We start from the raw sequence: 3,690 nt of genomic DNA, 5'->3' as shown, positions 1-3,690 counted from the left end.
AAGCGGTGATCGAGCATCAGTCGAGCCTGTGGATCGTCGGCTCGCCGCAGACGGTGCGCGACGCCATCGCCGAAAAGGCTCAAGCCTGCGATGCCGACGAGGTGATGATCACCACCACCATGCACAGCTACGCGCTGCGCCGCCGCTCCTATGCGCTGATCGCCGAGGCCTTCGGGCTGGAGGGACGGGATAAGGCTTTGCGCCCTTGATATCGGGGCTCTCGACACCCCCTCCTAACCTCCCCCGTCAAGGGGGAGGTGCCGGCCGGTGGATTGGGCAATATTGTGCCAGGAACGCGGAACCACACCTCCCCCTTGACGGGGGAGGCTGGGAGGGGGTGCGTGTAAGGCCCAATGCTTCCCCCAGCGTCATCACGGGGATAAACCCGTTGGTGAACGCTGGGGCGAGGGGAGTGGCAGCCGGAACGACCGGGTAGATAGGAAAATATTCCAATCCACCTTATTCCGAGGTCGCGGCCCCGATGTGGGCGGTGATTTCGATCTCGATCTTCATGCCCGGCTCGATCATCGAGACGATGAGCATGGAGGCGGCGGGGCGGATATCGGAAAAGACCGGGCCCACGGCCTTGACCACCGCATCCACATCGGCGCGCTCGCCGACATAATAGACCACCCGCACCGTGTCGGCGAGCGAGGAGCCGGCCTCGCGCAGCGCCTTGTCGATGGTGGCCAGCGCATTGGTTGCCTGGGCGCCGACATCCTCGGGCATGGTCATATTGGCATAATCATAGCCGGTGGTGCCCGAGACATAGACGGTGTCGCCATGGCGCACGGCGCGGGAATAGCCGAAGCTGGCTTCGAAGGGAGAACCGGTGGAAACGCGCTGAACCATGGAGACGGCTTTCTGCAACGGGAAGGAAACAAGGCATGAAAAAACCCCGCCATGTGAGTGGCGGGGTTTGGAACCAGGCTAGAGCCAGGGCCGGCTTTCGGCCATTTTCTGCTCGAAACCGGAAATGGCCGGGTCGGACTTGAGCGTGCCGGCCACCTCGTCCAGCCCTTCGAGCAGGATCTGCTTGCGGCTGGGATCGATGTCGAAATGGATTTCCCCGCCATCGGGGCCGCGCACGGTCTGGGCTTCCAGGTCGATGGTGAGCGTGGCATTGGCCCCGCGCTCGGCATCGTCCATCAGGAGCTTGAGCTGCTCGGGGCTGACCACCAGCGGCAGAATGCCGTTCTTGAAGCAGTTATTGTAGAAGATATCGGCGAAGCTGGTGGAGATGACGCAGCGAATGCCATAATCGAGCAACGCCCAGGGGGCGTGCTCGCGGCTGGAGCCGCAGCCGAAATTGTCGCCCGCCACCAGAATCTGGGCCTTGCGATAGCCGGGCTTGTTGAGCACGAATTCCGGGTTTTCCGTGCCGTCCTCATTGTAGCGCATCTCGGAGAACAGCGCCGTGCCCAGGCCGGTGCGCTTGATGGTCTTGAGATACTGCTTGGGGATGATCATGTCGGTGTCGATATTGATGATCGGCAGGGGCGCCGCGACACCGGTGAGAGTGATGAATTTTTCCATTGGGAGAAACCTCGCTTTGAAAGCGTCTTTGCGCAAAAGCGCCGGATTGGTCAAGCCGCAACGCCGCCGAAGCGTTCGGCTCAGCCGGCAAGACTGGTGCGCGGATCGGCCCCCAGCATCAGATTGAGGTTCTGCACCGCCGCGCCCGAAGCGCCCTTGCCCAGATTGTCATAGACCGCGATCACCGCCGCCTGCGCCGCCTTGTCATTGGCAAAGACATGCAGGGTCATGCGGTTGGTGCCGTTATGGGCCTGCGGATCGAGCGCCGCGCTCTTGCCCAGGCCCGCATCGAAGGGCGCAACGGCAACGAAGCTGTCGGGAATGGACGCATAGTGGTCGGCCAGCGCGGCATGCAGCTCGGCTCCGCGCGGCACGCGGGCCAGCCCGGCCAGGGGCAGCGGCACCGTGCTGGTCATGCCCTGGGCGAAATTGCCCACCACGGGAGTAAACAGCGGCGCCTGCTCGAGCCCGGCGTAAAGCGTCATTTCGGGCAGGTGCTTGTGGGTGAAGGTGAGGCCATAGGGCATATAGGCGCTGGCCGAGGCTCCCGCCGCCTCATATTCGGCGATCATCGCCTTGCCGCCGCCGGTATAGCCGGAAACGCCATGATAGGTGGTGGAAAAATCGGCCGGGATCAGCCCGGCGGCGATCAGCGGGCGAAGCCCCCCGATCAGCCCCTGCGGCCAGCAGCCCGGATTGCTGAGGCGCCGCGCCCCGGCAATGGCCGCGCCCTGCCCCTTGTCCATTTCGGCAAAGCCATAGACCCAGGCCGGATCGACCCGATAGGCGGTGGAGGCATCGATGACGCGGGTGGCCTCGTTTTCGATCAGCGCCACGCTTTCCCGCGCCGCCTCGTCGGGCAGGCACAGAATGGCGACATCGGCTTCATTGAGCAGGCGCTTGCGCTCATCCATGTCCTTGCGCTTGTCGGCGGCGATGGACAACAGGTTGAGATCGGCGCGGCCGGCCAGGCGCTCGCGGATTTGCAGGCCCGTGGTTCCCGCTTCGCCGTCGATGAAAATCTTCGCCACCATTGCCGGTACTCCCTGGCTCGTTCACAGGGGTAAATGGACCGCGCATGGGGCCAGGTCAAGCAGGGCCGAGTTGTCTTGTCCGCCCACCAATGGCAATGATGGCAAAACCCATCACAGGAGAGCGCCTTGACCCCCCATAACCACGCCAAGCCGGGCGATTATGCCGAAGCCGTTCTGATGCCCGGCGACCCGCTGCGCGCCAAATGGATCGCCGAGAATTTTCTGGACGATGCCCGCCAGGTCAATTCGGTGCGCAATTGCCTGGGCTTCACCGGCAGTTTCAAGGGCAAGCCGGTTTCGGTGCAGGCCTCGGGCATGGGCCAGCCCTCGCTCTCCATCTATGCCCATGAACTGATCAATTCCTATGGCGTCAAGACGCTGATCCGCGTCGGCACCTGCGGCGGGCTCAACGCCAAGGTCAAGGTGCGCGACCTGGTGCTGGCCCAGGCCGCCTCCACCGACAGCACGCTGGTGCGGGGCCGCTTCGGGCCGTATAATTTCGCCCCGATCGCCGATTTCGGCCTGCTGCGCGCCGCAGTGGAAAAGGCCGAGGCGGCGGGGCTGCCCTGGCATGCCGGCAACATGCTCTCCTCGGATGTTTTCTACCACGAGAACGGCTTTGAGGGCTATGACAGGCTGCCCCAGCACGGGGTGATCGGGGTGGAGATGGAAGCGGCCGCGCTCTATACGCTGGCGGCGCGCTTCGGGGTGAAGGCCCTGACCATCTGCACCATGACCGACTGCCTCATCACCGGCGCGGAAATCGACGCCGATGCCCGCCAGACCTCGCTGCGCGACATGGTGAGCCTGGCCCTGGAGGTCGCGATCGAGGCCTGAGGCCCAAAGACCCATCAAGGGAACCCTTGAGCCCCTCATTCGTTGCATGGATGTTAACCATGTTGCGACGGGAGGCCATGATGACCCACATGTTGACGCGGCACCGCGACATCCAGAACTGGGTGACCGACCGCAAGGGCGTACCGGCGATCAGCCGGGTGCGCGACCGGTTCGGCGACGAACACGCTCTTTTGCGCCTCAGCTTCGAGCGCCGTCGCCGCGCCCCGCGAGCCGGGTTGGACGAGACCGACGACATGACGCCCTGCTCCTGGACGGCGTGGCT

5 protein-coding genes and 1 pseudogene are annotated in these 3,690 nt (G+C 64.2%); 3 read left to right on the top strand and 3 right to left on the bottom strand.

All coding sequences use genetic code 11. From position 1 onward, the window contains the following. A pseudogene (locus VDP82_RS15510) lies at positions 1-209 on the top strand (LLM class flavin-dependent oxidoreductase); the annotation flags it as partial. 250 nt (positions 210-459) lie between these two features. On the opposite strand, the gene VDP82_RS15505 reads toward VDP82_RS15510, so the two are convergent. The 3 genes from VDP82_RS15505 to argC form a co-directional block, all read right to left on the bottom strand. After that, complete coding sequence (locus VDP82_RS15505; protein WP_323015732.1) at positions 460-852, bottom strand: RidA family protein; 393 nt, start codon at positions 850-852, stop codon at positions 460-462. A gap of 78 nt (positions 853-930) precedes the next feature. Further along, a complete protein-coding gene (gene leuD, locus VDP82_RS15500) occupies positions 931-1,536 on the bottom strand; it encodes a 3-isopropylmalate dehydratase small subunit (RefSeq protein ID WP_323015731.1) in 606 nt (201 codons plus the stop codon). An 80-nt stretch (positions 1,537-1,616) separates the two neighbouring features. Next, positions 1,617-2,570 (bottom strand): N-acetyl-gamma-glutamyl-phosphate reductase, encoded by a 954-nt coding sequence (gene argC, locus VDP82_RS15495; RefSeq protein WP_323015730.1) that lies wholly within the window; start codon positions 2,568-2,570, stop codon positions 1,617-1,619. A 126-nt stretch (positions 2,571-2,696) separates the two neighbouring features. Here argC and deoD point away from each other — a divergent pair, with 126 nt between their 5' ends. Together deoD and VDP82_RS15485 are read left to right on the top strand one after the other, a co-directional pair. After that, a complete protein-coding gene (gene deoD / locus VDP82_RS15490) occupies positions 2,697-3,407 on the top strand; it encodes a purine-nucleoside phosphorylase (protein ID WP_323015729.1) in 711 nt (236 codons plus the stop codon). An 80-nt stretch (positions 3,408-3,487) separates the two neighbouring features. Then, positions 3,488-3,690: hypothetical protein (locus VDP82_RS15485; RefSeq protein ID WP_323015728.1), on the top strand; the 203-nt coding region annotated here is incomplete at its 3' end.

Source organism: Devosia sp. (assembly GCF_034675085.1).
GTDB lineage: Bacteria > Pseudomonadota > Alphaproteobacteria > Rhizobiales > Devosiaceae > Devosia.
This window is presented reverse-complemented; position numbering and strand designations above follow the sequence as displayed.